12 protein-coding genes and 1 pseudogene are annotated in these 13,756 nt (G+C 61.8%); 10 read left to right on the top strand and 3 right to left on the bottom strand.

Going from position 1 to position 13,756, the window contains the following annotated elements; all coding sequences use genetic code 11:
* The first annotated feature begins 12 nt into the window (after positions 1-12).
* Entirely contained in the window at positions 13-1,347 is a 1,335-nt protein-coding gene (locus I6L36_RS07545; protein WP_109111950.1) for an MATE family efflux transporter, read from the top strand.
* A gap of 87 nt (positions 1,348-1,434) precedes the next feature.
* Here the strand turns inward: I6L36_RS07545 and I6L36_RS07540 are convergent, their stop codons facing one another.
* Positions 1,435-2,262 carry a M23 family metallopeptidase gene (locus I6L36_RS07540; RefSeq protein ID WP_039039573.1) on the bottom strand — a complete coding sequence of 276 codons (828 nt, stop codon included), beginning with the start codon at positions 2,260-2,262 and terminating at the stop codon, positions 1,435-1,437.
* A gap of 137 nt (positions 2,263-2,399) precedes the next feature.
* Here I6L36_RS07540 and I6L36_RS07535 point away from each other — a divergent pair, with 137 nt between their 5' ends.
* Positions 2,400-2,720 (top strand): hypothetical protein, encoded by a 321-nt coding sequence (locus I6L36_RS07535; RefSeq protein WP_201921782.1) that lies wholly within the window; start codon positions 2,400-2,402, stop codon positions 2,718-2,720.
* 40 nt (positions 2,721-2,760) lie between these two features.
* A complete protein-coding gene (locus I6L36_RS07530; RefSeq protein ID WP_109111962.1) occupies positions 2,761-3,543 on the top strand; it encodes a BPSS1780 family membrane protein in 783 nt (260 codons plus the stop codon).
* A gap of 61 nt (positions 3,544-3,604) precedes the next feature.
* Here the strand turns inward: I6L36_RS07530 and I6L36_RS07525 are convergent, their stop codons facing one another.
* Entirely contained in the window at positions 3,605-4,519 is a 915-nt protein-coding gene (locus I6L36_RS07525) for a LysR family transcriptional regulator (RefSeq protein WP_109111949.1), read from the bottom strand.
* 120 nt (positions 4,520-4,639) lie between these two features.
* Here I6L36_RS07525 and I6L36_RS07520 point away from each other — a divergent pair.
* The 4 genes and pseudogenes from I6L36_RS07520 (at position 4,640) to I6L36_RS07505 (ending at position 8,706) form a co-directional block, all read left to right on the top strand.
* A pseudogene (locus I6L36_RS07520) lies at positions 4,640-5,503 on the top strand (Vmh family MBL fold metallo-hydrolase).
* Positions 5,504-5,577: 74 nt separating this feature from the next.
* Positions 5,578-6,222, top strand: coding sequence for a DsbA family protein (locus tag I6L36_RS07515; RefSeq protein WP_103259702.1), 645 nt, complete (start codon positions 5,578-5,580; stop codon positions 6,220-6,222).
* Positions 6,223-6,351: 129 nt separating this feature from the next.
* Positions 6,352-7,248: a DNA-binding transcriptional regulator OxyR gene (oxyR, locus tag I6L36_RS07510; RefSeq protein WP_010673817.1), complete on the top strand. Its 897-nt coding sequence runs from the start codon at positions 6,352-6,354 to the stop codon at positions 7,246-7,248.
* Between the two features lie 129 nt (positions 7,249-7,377).
* Positions 7,378-8,706 carry an IS4 family transposase gene (locus I6L36_RS07505; protein WP_010676218.1) on the top strand — a complete coding sequence of 443 codons (1,329 nt, stop codon included), beginning with the start codon at positions 7,378-7,380 and terminating at the stop codon, positions 8,704-8,706.
* A gap of 50 nt (positions 8,707-8,756) precedes the next feature.
* Here the strand turns inward: I6L36_RS07505 and I6L36_RS07500 are convergent, their stop codons facing one another.
* Entirely contained in the window at positions 8,757-11,246 is a 2,490-nt protein-coding gene (locus tag I6L36_RS07500; RefSeq protein ID WP_039039577.1) for a penicillin-binding protein 1A, read from the bottom strand.
* A gap of 298 nt (positions 11,247-11,544) precedes the next feature.
* Here I6L36_RS07500 and tapM point away from each other — a divergent pair, with 298 nt between their 5' ends.
* The 3 genes from tapM to tapO are packed head-to-tail and all read left to right on the top strand — an operon-like array spanning position 11,545 to position 13,756.
* Positions 11,545-12,606 carry a PilM family type IVa pilus assembly protein TapM gene (gene tapM / locus I6L36_RS07495; protein WP_162540503.1) on the top strand — a complete coding sequence of 354 codons (1,062 nt, stop codon included), beginning with the start codon at positions 11,545-11,547 and terminating at the stop codon, positions 12,604-12,606.
* Positions 12,594-13,163, top strand: coding sequence for a PilN family type IV pilus biogenesis protein TapN (gene tapN, locus I6L36_RS07490; RefSeq protein ID WP_109111865.1), 570 nt, complete (start codon positions 12,594-12,596; stop codon positions 13,161-13,163). Before tapM ends, tapN begins: the two co-directional genes overlap by 13 nt.
* The gene (gene tapO, locus I6L36_RS07485; protein ID WP_109111866.1) at positions 13,160-13,756 is read left to right on the top strand and encodes a PilO family type IV pilus biogenesis protein TapO; all 597 of its coding nucleotides are present in this window, start codon (positions 13,160-13,162) and stop codon (positions 13,754-13,756) included. The genes tapN and tapO overlap by 4 nt, the downstream gene beginning before the upstream one ends.

Below are 13,756 nucleotides of genomic sequence, written 5' to 3'. Positions count from 1 at the left end.
ATTGAGCAATTTATGTCCTCCGTCGATCTGGGCACGGCCCCCCTTTCCCGCCTCTTCTTGCGTTACGTCACCCCCACGGTGGCCGCCATGCTGGTCACCGGCATCTATGTCACCATAGACGGCATCTTCGTCGGCCATATCCTGGGCCAGGACGGGCTGGCCGGCATGATGCTGGCGTACCCCATCTGCGCCGTGCTCTACGCGGTGGGGGCCCTGATCGGCATGGGATCCTCGTCGCTGGCCTCCTTCTATCTGGGCAAGGGGGAGCAGGCCAGGGCGCGCCACATCGTCGGCAATGCCCTGGTGATGGTGCTCATCGCCTCCGCGCTGCTTGCCTTCATTGGCATTCGTTACGGCGAGGCCATGCTTGTCTGGATGGGGGCGCAGGGGGTCATCTTCGACGCAGGCTTTGCCTATCTGCAGTGGTACGCCTGGCTCGGGGTGTTTGCGGTGCTCTCCATGGCCTTTACCGCCCTGCTGCGCAACGACGGGCGACCCGGCCTCACCACCTGGATCCTGGTGGGGGGCGGCGTGCTCAACGTGCTGCTCGACTACCTGCTGATGGCGGTGATCCCCTGGGGGCTGGCGGGGGCCGCCATCGCGACCATGCTCTCCCAGGCGGTCACAGGGGGCCTGTGCCTGTGGCACTTCTTCACCCCCCGCAGCCAGTTGCGCATTCGCTGGGATACCCTGGTGCCCGACTGGCGGCTGATGGGGGAGACATTGCGACTCGGGGTGTCGAGTTTTCTGATGTACCTCTACCTCTCGGTGGTGCTGGCGCTGCACAACAAGGCGCTGCTCTCGGTGGGCACTTCGCTGCACGTGGCCGCCTATGGTGTCATCAGCTACAGCGAGGCCTTCTTCTATCTCATCTTCGAGGGGATCGCCATGGGCATCCAGCCTATCGCCAGCTTCAATGCCGGGGCGGGCAACTGGGCACGGGTGCTGCGGGTGCGCAACCTGGCATTGGGAGTGACCATGGCGGTGGCACTGTGCGGGATGATCCCGCTGTATCTGTGGCCAGAGGCAGTGGTTTATCTGTTTGCGGGGGACAATGCTTCCCTGTTGCCGGTGGCGACCCTCGGTATCTGGCTCTACTTCTGGGGGCTGCCCATGGAAGGCTTGCTGCTGGTGGGGGCCACCTATTTCCAGGCCATCAACCGGGCCCGCATCGCTTCCCTGCTCACCGGCGGCAAGCTGGTGCTGATCGGCGGTTTCCTGTGGGGCTTCTCCTCCCTGTGGGGAGTGGCCGGTGTCTGGCTGGCGCTGCCCACTTGCAGCACTCTGCTGGCCCTGGTGATGTGGCGGGCGATGAGCAGGGAGGGGCGCCAGCACAGCGCTGCCTGAGATGTGGTCATGCGTCCATGAAAAAGGCAGCCAAGGCTGCCTTTTTCATTTTGAGTGCCCCTGCCTGTGGGCGGCAGGTTGCCGGCCTCAGGGCTTGAAGGCGCCGATAAAGATGGCGGGGTCGACGCGGGCGTCGTTGAGGCTGACGTTCCAGTGCATGTGGGGACCGGTGGCGCGGCCGGTGGCGCCGACCCGGCCGACGATGCCACCGCGGGGCAGGCTCTGGCCCAGCTTCACGTCCACCTTCGACATGTGACAGAACATGCTGATGAGGCCCTGGCCGTGGTCGACGAACACCGTATTGCCGTTGAAGAAGTAGTTGCCGATGAGGATGACCTTGCCAGCGGCTGGTGCCTTGATGGGAGTGCCAGCTCCGACCGCGAAGTCGAGGCCGGAGTGGGGGTTGCGCTCCTCGCCGTTGAAGAAGCGGCGCAGCCCGAAGGGACTGGAGAGCGGGCCCTGGACCGGCTTGTCAAACAGCAGGTTGCTCGGCTGAGCCGGACTGAAGGTCTGGTAGGCGCGGGTCTGTTCGGCAAGCTCCCGGTTGATGCGGGTCATGTCTTCGGCCAGCGGATTGACCTGGCGGCTGTTCTTGAGCTTGATGTGCTGCTCACGGTAGTGCTTGGTGCCGACCGTGAAACTCAAGGTGCGGCCATCGCTGGTGGTCACCTGATGGGGGCCGGGCGCGCTCTTGAGCGGGATGCCGACGATGGCAATCCACGTCTTCCCGTCTTCCTGTACGACCAGCACAGGCTTGTCCTGATAGCGCACTGCGGGCGCCTTGGCCCCGCTTCCCAGTGGTACCACGGCCACGCCCCCCGGCACCGGGTGGTTGAGCAGGCGGCTGATAAACCCCGGTTCGGCGTGAAGCGCAGGGCTGCCGAGCAGCAGGAGAAGAAAGAAGAGGCGGCGCATGATGGCTCCATCGGATCAGGGGGAAAGCAAGAGGGGGGAGATGATGCCACATTCTGGCAGTGCTGTCCGTCAACCGTGGCCGATAAACTCGTCGGCTGCGGCCCAGAAGGACGCAACGGACACGCCATTGCAGCGAGGTGAATGCTCTGGTTGCGGGTGCCCGCTTTCCCTTCGACCTTGCCAGCCTGATCAGGGGGCCGCTGCGCTACCGCTTCTCGGGGGGGCTCGCGAGCGACAACCGCTTCATCACCACCAGCCTGGCCGGTGTCGGGGTGGGCATGGTCGAGCAGGGGGCCCTGACCCCTATTCCATTCGATACCGCCATCGCGGTACCCTACTCGGCGGCGACCCAGGCCACCGACTGCAAGATGAGGCTCTACCCGACCCGGCTGCCGGGCCAGGTAGTACGCACCGGCCCCTACACCGGCACCATCATGGTCACGGTGAGCGTGCCCTGAGGAGACGCCGCTTCGCCCCTATTTTTCGACGAGGTCAATGATGAACAGTGACAGGGCCCTGCGCCACGAACCCAAACGCCATGGCATAGGACAGGGCTGGATCTGGATCCGCACCGGATTCGACATCTTCAACAAGGGGATGGGTGCCAGCGTGGCCATGATAGTGCTCTGGTTTGTGGTGGGCATCGTGCTGGATCAACTGCCGGCGGGGGGCTTGATCTCCCAGTTGCTCTACATGGTGTGGGGGGCTGGCTGGGTGGCGGTGGCGCGGCGAGGTCACCAAGGCGAGGCGCTGCAATTTGGCGACTTCTTTGCCGGTTTCCGCCATCGGTTGACCCCCTTGATGCTGGGGGGCCTGATGGTGCTCGGCCTCATCATGGGGATCCTGATGATCTGTGTGTTCCTGCTGCACCAGTGGGGACTTACCGGCCTGTTGTCCGCGGATCCGGGCTCCCTGGCGCTGACCCCGGATCAGGCACGGGGCTTCCTCGTCTGCGCCCTGGTGGGATTGGCACTGTTCGTTCCCGTGCTGATGGCCATCACCTTCGCCCCCGCCCTTATCCTCTTCCATCAGGTCGGGGTCTGGCAGGCAGCCATGCTCAGCTTCAAGGGATGTCTGCGCAACATGTGGCCCTTCCTCTGGTGGGGGCTGCTCGGGGCCGTGCTGATCTTCTTTGGCGCACTCCTGATGCTGGTGGGCCTGCTGGTGGTGCTGCCTGCCATCAACTACTCCATCTATGCCGCCTATCACGACATCTATCTGGAGGATCAGGAGGCCGAGGAGGGAGAGACCCCGGTCAAGGCATTCGGTTTCGAAGCCTGACCGGGCACAGGATGGAGCAAAGAGGGGCCGCGAGGCCCCTTTTTTGTGCGGCTCGCAGGGATCAGAGAGAGGGAGGGGCTTCCTGCCACAGGGGATCGTCCGCCATCCGCTCCACGAGAAAGTCGAGGAAGCTGCGCAGCAGGGGGGACATCTGTTTGCGGGTGCCATAAACGGCATAGACGCCGAGGCGCTTGGGCTGCCACGGGGTGAGCAGGGGGACCAGGGCGCCGCTTGCCAGATGGGGCTGAACCGAGTAGGCGGGTTGCAGGCTGATCCCCGCCCCGTCCAGGGTGGCGGCCAGCAGCAGGTTGGAGATGTTGGCGCTGAGGTTGCCGCTCACCGGGACGGATTCGGGACCATCGGGCCCCAGAAACTCCCACAGGCTCTTGCCGAAATAGGTGTAGGTGAGGCAGTTGTGCAGTGCCAGATCCTGCACCTGCTGCGGCGGAGCATGGCGGGCCAGGTAGGCTGGGCTGGCGCACACCACCGAGTGGCAGGTGCCGAGCCTGCGGGCCACCAGGTTGGGATCGAGGTCGTTGGTGATGCGCAGGGCGAGATCGATTCGCTCCTCCACCAGATTGACCGTCCGGTCCAGCAGCAGGATGTCGATCGCCGTGCCGGGGTAACGGGCCAGGTAGTCGTTCGCCGCCCCGACCAGCAGGGCTTCGGAGAGAGAGTAGCTGCAGGTGATGCGCAGTTGCCCCTTGGGGGCCTCGTCATGGCGGATGGCCAGGTGTTCCATCTCTTCCCCCAGGGCCAGCATGGCTCTGGCCCGGTTCAGCGCCTCTTCTCCCGGCCCGGTCAGGCTCAGCCGGCGGGTGGTGCGGTGCAGCAATCTGGCCCCCATCCAGCGTTCCAGCTCGGCCAGGTAGCGCGACACCATGGCGCGGGACATCTCCAGTTTCTCCCCGGCGCCGCTCAGGCTGCCCTGTTCCACCACGCAGACGAAGACCCGCAATGCGGTCAGCCTATCCATCTTGTGCCCCTATATGATCGATTTATGCAACAGTGATGCGCCTATTATGCGGTATTTGTATCGATGGTGATGCAATAAACTGCGCTCATTCCATTAATCCACACCGATGAGCGTTATCTGATGAACAACACACTGCGTACCCTGACCCTGACCCTGACCAGCCTCCTGATGACGGGCTCCGCCCTGGCGGCCCCCCTGACCGTGACCGTCTACAACCCCGGCGAGAAGGCGATCTTCCCCGTCTCCTCCTCACTGGTAACCGGTGACAAAGAGGCCATCCTGATCGATGCCTAGTTCGATGTGCAACATGGTCAGGCGCTGGTGGACATGATCAAGAAGAGCGGCAAGAAGCTGACCACTGTCTATATCAGTGCCGGTGACCCCGACTTCTACTTCGGTCTGGAACCCGTCATGGCTGCGTTCCCGGATGTCAAAGTGCTGGCCGACCAGCATGTGGTCGACCATATCAAGCAGACCAAGGATGCCAAGCTGAGCTACTGGGGCCCGATCCTGGGCAAGGATGCACCCAAGAGCCTGACCGTGCCGCAAGTGATGACGGCCAGCCACCTGACCCTGGATGGCGAGAAGATTGAAATCAAAGAGATGAACACCCCGAATGCCTACCTCTGGGCCCCTTCCATCAAGACGGCCTTTGGTGGTGTACCGGTCTACAGCGGCGTGCACGTCTGGATGGCGGACAGCCAGTCCAAGGCCGCTCGCAGCAACTGGGTCAAGGCGCTGAACAACCTGCTGGCCCTGAAACCCGAGCGTGTGGTGCCGGGTCACTTCCTGGGAACTGCGCCCAAGGGTACCGAAGCCGTGACCTTCACCCGTGACTACGTGCAGCGTTTTGAGCAGGAGCTGGCCAAGACCAAGCACTCCGGCCAGCTGATTGAAGCGCTGAAGAAGGCTTACCCCTCCCTGCCGGTCGACGATGGCCTGGCCATCGGTGCCAAGGTCAATACCGGCGAGATGAAGTGGTAACTCCCTGACGCCTACTTCCCTGTGTTTTTTACCGGGCCCGAGGGCCCGGTTTTTTATCCAGCCTTGAAGCGAGAATGATGATGAACGAAGCGCAAACAACCCTCCATTATGTCTATGACCCCCTCTGTGGCTGGTGCTATGGCGCCGCCCCCCTGCTGAAAGCCGCTGCCGAGATCCCGGGCCTTCGCATCGAACTGCATGGGGGTGGCCTCTGGATGGGCGCCAGGCGCCAGGCCATGGGACAGCCCCTGCGGGACTATGTGCGCCCCCATGACGAGCGCATCCACGCCCTCACCGGACAGCGCTTTGGTGAGCGCTACTTCAACGAGCTCCTGCTCAACGAGTCACTGCTCCTTGACTCCGAGCCGCCCATACGCGCAGTGCTGGCGGTGAGCGAGCTTGGCGGCGACGGCCTTGCCTTGTTGCACCGCATCCAGGAAACCCACTACCGGGATGGGGAATGGGTCGGTTCCCCGACACGGCTGGCGGCGCTCGCGCGGGAGCAGGGGCTGACACCGGAGGCATTCGCCCTGGCCTTTGGTCGGGTCGATCTTGTGGGCCATCTGGCCACAAGCCAGGCGTGGCTGCGCCGGCTCGGCGGGCAGGGGTTCCCGACCCTGGGATTGATGCAAGGGGAGCGCGTCGTTGCGCTGCCTGTCTCCTCCTATCTGGGAGAGCCATCGGCGTTCGCGGATCACATTGCCTCCCTGATGGGGTGAGTTTCTCGCCCATCGCCTGTGGCTTGTCAAAGGAGAGGGAGAGGGCAGACCCGTCTGCGCGCCTCCCTTGTCCCCCGCACCGTTCTTGTGCATGCTATCGGCCTCATTGAACGGCAGGATGCAGTACCTATGAACCTTCGCGATCTCGAATATCTGGTAGCGCTGGAAGAGGAGAAACACTTTCGCAAGGCGGCGGAGCGCTGCTTTGTCAGCCAGCCGACCCTGAGTGGGCAGTTGCGCAAGCTGGAAGATGAACTGGGGGTGATCCTCATCGAGCGCACTTCCCGCAAGGTGCTGTTCACGCCCGCCGGCGATGCCATGGCCCGTCAGGCGCGCAAGGTGCTCAAGGAGGCGCGAGAGCTCAAGAGCATAGGCCAGCACTTCGCCGAGCCCATGTCCGGCGAGATCCACATCGGTTTCATTCCCACCGTGGGCCCCTATCTGCTGCCCCACATCATCCAGGATCTGCGTGAACACTTCCCCAAGCTGGAGTTCTACCTCTACGAAGATCAGACCCAGGTGCTGCTCAAGCGGCTGGAGGAGGGGGAGCTGGATTGCCTCGTGCTGGCGGAGCTGGAAGGGATGGAGGGGTTTGGCGCCATCCCCCTCTATCAGGAGCCCATGTGGCTGGCCGTGCCCCAGCATCACCCGGAGGCGAGCGCCAAGGCGGTGCCCCTGCACAATCTCAAGGGCAAGAAATTGCTGATGCTGGCCGACGGTCACTGCCTGCGGGATCAGGCGATGGGTTTCTGTTTTGCCGCGGGCATCGGTGAGGATCAGCGCTTCAAGGGCACCAGTCTGGAGACCTTGCGCAACATGGTCGCCGCCGGCAGCGGCATGACGCTGGTACCCAGGCTCGCCGTGCCCGCCAACCCGGAGGAGGGGGGCGTCAGCTATCGCCCGGTGATCAACCCCGTGCCGGGGCGCACCATCTCCCTGCTCTATCGTCACTACTCGGTTCGTCGCCCCTGCTTCAATGAGCTGGCGGCCCGCATCTCGAGTCTGATGAAAGCCCTGCTGGGCTGACGCAGCCCGCTCGTCATCCCGAAACAAAAACCGGCGCCTGGGCGCTAATGCCGATCAGTTAAGGATCCATTGACCGATCCTCAGGCTGTGTAAGAATCCGAAACTCCTTGTTGGGTTTCGGATTTTTTTATGCGTATCGACCAAGCTCTCGACTTCATTCACGCCTGTCCTCCCGGAAAGTTTGAGTCCCTGTCTGACCTGCTGTCACCTGAACTGGTGCAGGCTTGCTTGGCCGAGACGGGCTCCGTCTCCTTGCGCCGACGGCGCATGCCCATGGAGCGGGTGCTATGGGCCATTATCGGGATGTCCTTGTTTCGTCATGTCCCTATGGCCCAGCTGGCCAACCAGCTCGATATCCTGTTACCCGGCGACCGGCCGTTTGTCGTCCCCAGCGCCTTCATCCAGGCGCGCCAAAAACTGGCTGACCAAGCCGTTCGACAGGTGTTCCAGCAGACCGCCACACTCTGGCATCAGCTGTGTCAGCACCCCACCTGGGCCGGCTTGCAGCTGCTGGCCGTGGACGGGGTGGTCTGGCGCACGCCCGATACTCCGGACAATGCCGGCGCCTTTGCCAAGTCGAAAACCGTCCAGGGGGAGACGCAATATCCCCAGGTCCGCATGTTGTGTCAGATGGAGCTGACCAGTCATCTGCTGACCCAGACAGTGATGGACTCCTGTGCGGTAAACGAGATGGTGTTGGCAGAGCAACTGATTGAAAAAACACCCGATAATAGCCTGACCCTGTTCGATAAGGGCTTCTACTCACTGGGGTTACTCCATGCCTGGCAACGCCAGGGCGTAGCGCGTCACTGGCTTATTCCGCTGAAAAAGGGGGCTCAATACGAGGTCATCCGCAAGCTGGGGCGGCAGGATGTGCTGGTACGCCTCAGAGCCAGTCCGCAGGCCAAGAAGAAGTGGAGCGAGTTGCCGGAGCAGTTCGAAGCCCGGCTGCTGACCCGGACGGTAAACGGCAAGGAGCGGCAGGTGCTGACCTCGCTCACCGACCCGCTGCGCTTCCCGGCCAGCGAGTTGATGGAGCTATACCAGAATCGCTGGGAAATCGAGCTGGGCTATCGGGAGATGAAACATAGCCTGCAACAGCACCGGCTGACGCTGCGCAGCAAGAAACCCGATGGAGTAAGGCAGGAGCTATGGGGCTTGGTATTGGCCTATAACCTACTGAGATATCAGATGGTTAGGATGGCGGCGAGCTTAAAGGGCTATACGGCCAGCCAGTTGAGCTTTCACATGGCATCGGTGTATCTGCTGCATGAACTCAGTTGCCTGCCGTTTGTGTCACCGGGCATGGTTCCAGGGCGTGTCGCTGAGTTGGACAAACAGGCAGAGCAGTTCAAGTTACCCGCCCGCCGAGAACGAAGTTACCCAAGGTGCATCAAAGCCAAACCACAGAAGTATGCGACGAGAAAACCTAGTAAAAACAATGCCAGTCAGGCTTAACTGACTGGCATTAGCGCCTGGGCGCCGGTTTTTGTTGTTTCCAGGGGGACCTAGAAGATGTCGTCGGTGGAGACGGGACCGTCTGTGGTCGCATCGTCACCGCCATACACCTGGTTGCCATCGGAGATCTGGCTCGCGTAGCGGGTGGGCTCTGTGCCCTCTTTGAAGAACTCCTCCGTGGTACTGCCATCGGCGCGATTGGTCAGCAGACCGGTTTCACGATCGATGCGGACCTGCATGATCCCTTCGGGGACCGGCATCTTGCGTTCGGGCACCTGGTGCAGAGCCGTCTTCATGAAGTCAATCCAGATGGGCTGGGCGGCGCCGCCGCCAAACTCGGCCCGGCCCAGACCGCGCTGGTGGTTGTCAAAACCGATCCAGGAGGTGGCCACCAGATTCGGGGTATAGCCGGAGAACCAGGCATCCCGGGATTCGTTGGTGGTCCCCGTCTTGCCCGAGATGTCGTGACGCTTGAGGTCACGGGCTGCCCGCCAGCCGGTACCACGCCAGCCATTGCCACCCCAGATGGCGGTGGTCAGGGTGTCGGTGATGAGGAAGGCGCTCTGGGCACTGATGGTCTGCGGTGCCATGTTGTTGGGCACGACAGGATCGATGGGGCACTGGGCCTTCCAGTCTGCCGTGGTATTGGCATAGGCATCCGCGCTGTCGAGACCGGCGGCGGCCAGCACGCCGCAGTCGCGGCAGGCGGCGGCCGGGTTGGCCTCGAACAGGGGGGTGCCGAAGCTATCGGTCACTTCGGTGATGAAGTAGGGGGTGACCTGGAAGCCGCCATTGGCCAGCACCGAGTAGCCGCGCACCACTTCCAGCGGGGTGAACTCCGCCGCACCCAGCGCCAGGGATTCGTTGGCGGAAATGTGATCACGGGCGAAGCCGAAGCGGGTCAGGCCGTCGATATAGGTATCCAGCCCGATGGCGCGCATCAGGCGGACCGACATCACGTTCTTGGACTTGGCAAGGCCGAGGCGCAATGTGGTCGGCCCTTCATAGATGGCGGGCGAGTTCTTGGGCTGCCACATGGGGCCCTTGGCAGGATCCCACTGGTTGATCGGTGCATCGTTGATGAGGGACGCCAGGGTATAGCCCTGCTCCAGCGCGGTGGCATAGAGGAAAGGCTTGATGTTGGAGCCGACCTGACGACGGGCCTGATCGACCCGGTTGAACTTGGAGAGCTCGAAGCTGAAGCCGCCGACCAGGGCCTCGATGGCGCCGTCTTGCGGGTTCATGGCCACCAGGGCGGCGTTGACGTCGGGGATCTGGGAGAGCAGCAACTCTTCCCCTTTCTCCCTGACCCAGATCTGGGCGCCGACTTTGAGTACATCCCGCGCCGATTTCGGGGCAAAGCCCTGGCGATCGTCGGTGATGAAGGCACGCGCCCACTTGATGCCATTCCAGCCCAGTTCGGCCTGTTTGCCATTCTTGAGCACCAGGGTGGCGCTCTTGTCGCCGAGCTGGGTGACCACGGCGGCCATCAGGGGCTGATAGGTCGGCTGCTTGGCCAGATGGGCCATGATCTGCTCGTAGTCCCAGGCCGTTTCACCGGCTTTCCACAGCAAGGCGGTCGGGCCACGGTAGCCGTGGCGGGTGTCGTAGTCGAAGACACCATCCAGCAGCGCCTGATGGGCGGCGCGTTGACGCTTGGCGGTGACGGTGGTGTAGACGTGCAGCCCCATGGTGTAGGCATCTTCACCAAACTGCTCCACCATCTTCTGGCGCACCATCTCGCTCAGATAGGGGGCGTTCAGCGTGGTCTCGGCACCATGAAAACGGGCCTTGACCGGCATCTTGGAGGCTTCGTCATACTGGGCCTGGGTGATTTTGCCGGTTTCCAGCATGCGACCCAGTACCACGTTGCGGCGGGCGAAGGCGCGCTCCGGGGAACGGATCGGGTTCAGCATGGAGGGTGCCTTGGGGAGACCCGCGATGATGGCGATCTCGTCCAGGGTCAGATCCTTGACCTCCTTGCCGAAGTAAACCTGGGCGGCCGCGCCGACCCCGAATGCCCGGTAGCCGAGGGGGATCTTGTTGAGATAGAGGGTGAGGATCTCGTCCTTGGAGAGGTTCTGCTCGATGCGCCAGGCGAGGAACACTTCCTTGATCTTGCGTACCAGGGTCTTCTCGTTGCTCAGGAAGAAGTTGCGGGCCACCTGCTGGGTAATGGTACTGGCGCCCTGGCGCGCCTGGCCGGAGACGGCCCAGACGGTGGCGGCACGGATGATGCCGATGGGATCTATGCCCGGGTGCTCATAGAAGCGGGCATCTTCGGTGGCGAGTACGGCATCGATCATGGACTGGGGAATTTCGTCCAGCCGCAGGGGGATGCGACGAATTTCGCCAAACTGGGAGATCAATTCCCCGTCCCGGCTGTAGACCTTCATGGGGGTAGCCAGTTTGACATCGCGCAGGGCGCTGACGTCCGGCAACTGGGGCTTGATGTAGAAGTAGATGCCGATGAGGCTGGCAACGCCCAGCACAGCACCCAGCATCATGACAATAAACAGGCGAACGAGCCATTTCAGCATGGAAGAACTACCAATCGTCTTAAAATTAGCCAACGGGCGCAGAGTATAGCCTTTTTACCCTCGCGGATTCGAGGTTTTCCTGTCCGCAAACAGGCGACCCCGAGAAGAGGCGGGAGGGTAGCACTCCAGGGCACAATTACCAAGGGGGCCGCAATCAAGGCCGAAAGGAGAGGGGCGTCAACTTTTGACACAAACTTTATGACATTGATAGATAGAGCATTATATTGAGTTAAGCCGTCACATCATGACGCGCTGTCCTACAATAAGTCCGAAAACCCAATAACGCATGGATGTGTATATGTTTGGGCTATTAAGTAAGGGATCCCTCGTCTCCATGGCGGGCATTGATTTTGGCAGTCAAACCATCAAGGCCGTCACCATCAGCGGACGTCCCGGCAAGGTGCACCTCGGTTCGGTTGCCGAGATCCCCATGCCAAGAGGAACGCTGGTCGACTATCAACTTCAGGACATTGAACGGGTCAGTCAGTCCCTCAAGTCGCTCAAGCGGCTCGTGCAGGGGGATTGCCAGAACGTGGCCACGGCCGTGACCGGTTCCAACGTCATCACCAAGATCATTCAGGTCGATACCAACATCAACGAGAGCGAGCTGGAGAACCAGGTTCACCTGGAGGCTGAGCAGCTCATCCCCTTTCCCCTCGATGAAGTGAGCCTGGATTTTGAAATCCTCGGCATGGCGGGCGAGAACGGGCGTCAGGAGGTCCTGCTCAGTGCCGCGCGGACCGAGAGCGTCAGTGGCCGGGTCAGTGCCCTGACGGAGGCAGGCATGACGACCATGGTGGTGGATGTGGGGGCCCATGCGCTCGGACGCGCCGTGCTGGCCTGCCTGCCCGACCTGCAAACCTCGGAGAAACCGGTTGGCATCGTCGACATCGGTGCCAGCGCCCTGACTTTCGCCGCTCTGCTACGGGGCCAGGTCATCTATTCCCGGTTGCAGAATTTTGGTGGTGATCAATACAGCCAGGCATTGGCCTCTTTTTACAGCATGAGTATGGAAGAAGCGGAACTGGCCAAGATCCAGGGCTCCCTGCCCGCGGATCATGAGGTGGATGTCCTGTTGCCTCACCTCAGCACCCTGGTGTTGCAGATACGGCGCAACGTGCAGCTGTTTTGCAGCTCTTCGGGGAACAAGGAGCTCTCCAGGCTGGTGCTGACCGGAGGGGGGAGCCTGCTGCCGGGGCTGGCCGGACAAATCGGCAGCGAGCTCAACTGCGAGGTGCTGCATCCCGATCCCTTTGCACTCTTTGGCAAGCCGCAGGGAGAGGGGGGGCTGACTCATGGGGCCAAGTACATGACGGCGCTCGGGCTGGCACTGAGGAGCTTCACACCATGTCAAATATAAACCTTCTGCCCTGGCGGCAGGCTCGGGCGCAGCGTCAGAAGAAACAATTCGGTATCCTGTTCGGTCTGTTCCTGGCGGGGACGGCAGCCATCGCCTTTGCCGTAGACTGGCTGGTGCAGCAGCAGATCGGTTACCAGCAGCAGCGCAATCAGCGGTTGCAGCAGGAGATGGCAACCCTGGACACCCAGCTTGGGGAGATCAGGCTTCTCAAGGAGCGGCGCAAGGAGTTGATTGACCGCATGCAACTCATCGAGCAGTTGCAGATGCGCCGCAACATCCCTGTGCGTCTGTTCAATCAGCTGCCGGTGCTGGTCCCCAACGGGGTGTATCTTGATAGCCTTGCTCTGCAAAACAACAAGATAGACGTGAAGGGAAAGACCGAAGCCTATGGCAGGGTTGCCAGCATGATGCGCCGAATCGACGGTTCCGGCTGGCTGACACAATCCCAGCTCAGCACCATTTTCACGGCCGAGGTGGCCCCCATCGCCCTGAGCCAGTTCTCCATGATGTTCCAGATTGCCACGGCGCTACCCAACGTGGCTAAGGGGCAAAAATGAACCTGCAACAACTCAACGACCTGGATCTCAATGACATTGCCCGCTGGCCGCCGATCGCCAAGGGCATCTTTGTCTTCTTCTGCTGTGCTCTGCTTGGCGGGGCACTCTATTACTACGTGATTGCCAATTCCCTGGTGGCCCTGGGTCGTGAAGCCGCAAAAGAGACTGAGCTCAAGGGACAATTCGAGAGCAAGGCCATGCTGGCCGCGAACCTGGAAGCATACAGAAAGCAGATGGTCCAGCTGGAACATCTGGTCGACACCCAGCTCAAGCAGCTGCCCAACACCCACGAAGTCGCCGGTTTGCTGGATGACATCAGCTTCATTGCCACCGACAACGGTTTGACATTGAACAGGATCAACTGGGAGCCAGAGGTGAAACACGAGTTCTCCACCGAGCTGCCCATGCGCATCGAGGTCGTGGGCACCTATCACGAACTTGGCAAGTTCACGGCGGACATGGCTGCCCTGCCCCGCATCGTGATCCTGGATTCTTTCCAGCTCAGCCAGGGGAAGGGGGGTGAGCTGATGGGTATGTCCATGCAGGCCAAGACCTACAAGTACAACGGCAAAACCGTGGAGAAAAAGCCATGA

Origin of the sequence: Aeromonas sp. FDAARGOS 1406 (genome assembly GCF_019048565.1) — a bacterium.
Lineage (GTDB): Bacteria > Pseudomonadota > Gammaproteobacteria > Enterobacterales > Aeromonadaceae > Aeromonas > Aeromonas caviae.
The sequence above is the reverse complement of the archived record's forward strand: the minus strand, read 5'-3'. Positions and strand labels throughout refer to the sequence as shown.